Origin of the sequence: Pseudomonas juntendi, assembly GCF_009932375.1 — a bacterium.
GTDB classification, from domain to species: domain Bacteria; phylum Pseudomonadota; class Gammaproteobacteria; order Pseudomonadales; family Pseudomonadaceae; genus Aquipseudomonas; species Aquipseudomonas juntendi.
In genome coordinates this window covers 1-831 of the sequence record NZ_BLJG01000183.1, presented here as the reverse complement: position 1 = coordinate 831, position 831 = coordinate 1, and the positions used below count along the sequence as shown (strand labels likewise).

1 protein-coding gene is annotated in these 831 nt (G+C 62.9%); it reads left to right on the top strand.

Annotation, left to right across the window (positions count from 1 at the left end; translation table 11 throughout):
- Nucleotides 1-359: 359 nt before the first annotated feature.
- Nucleotides 360-831, top strand: a 472-nt coding sequence (locus GYA94_RS20760) for an aromatic amino acid transport family protein (RefSeq protein WP_304363547.1), incomplete at its 3' end; no start/stop codon positions are given.

The window sequence follows — 831 nt, the reverse complement described above, 5'->3', positions numbered from 1 at the left end:
CCGCCGCCTGCGCGACGAATTTGGCGTGTACCTGATCGATAGCGGCCGCGTGTGCATGTCCGGCCTGCGCCCAGCCAACCTTCAACGGGTGGCCGAGGCGTTTGCTGCCGTGCAGAAGTAACCGTGCATCGGGGTGCTGAGCACCCCGTTCGCGCTGCAAGGCCGCTCCTGCATCCACCGCGCAACACCCGCGATGCCTGCCACTTGTAAAGACAAGTGCAACCGCCCCTCGGAAAAGGGCTTCGCAAGTGCAACCTTTCCGTGCACAATCGCGCCCCTCTTTTCCGGTTGAGTTGGGCGAACGCACTGTTTCGCCATTCTCAGCCTGTTGCAGTCTTGCGAGTGGAGCTTCACCCGGAATGAATGAGCAGGCCCCAAGCGTTGAACAACGCTTTGCAGAATCGACCCCCGCCACCCTCGGTAACTGGGCGCGGCACGACACCACCTGGATGCTGGGCCTGTTCGGCACCGCCATCGGTGCTGGCACCCTTTTCCTGCCGATCAACGCCGGCCTTGGCGGCTTCTGGCCGCTGCTGGTCCTGGCCGTGCTGGCATTCCCGATGACCTATTTCGCCCACCGTGGGCTGACCCGCTTCGTGCTTTCCGGGCGCACCGGTGGTGATATCACCGAGGTGGTCAAGGAGCATTTCGGCAGCACTGCGGGCACCTCGATCACCGTGCTGTACTTCTTCGCCATCTTCCCGATCCTGCTGATCTACAGCGTGGCGCTGACCAACACCGTGTCCAGCTTCATCGAGCACCAGTTGCACCTGCAGCCACCGCCACGGGCCATGCTGTCGTTCGTGCTGATTCTTGGCCTGCTGGCCATCG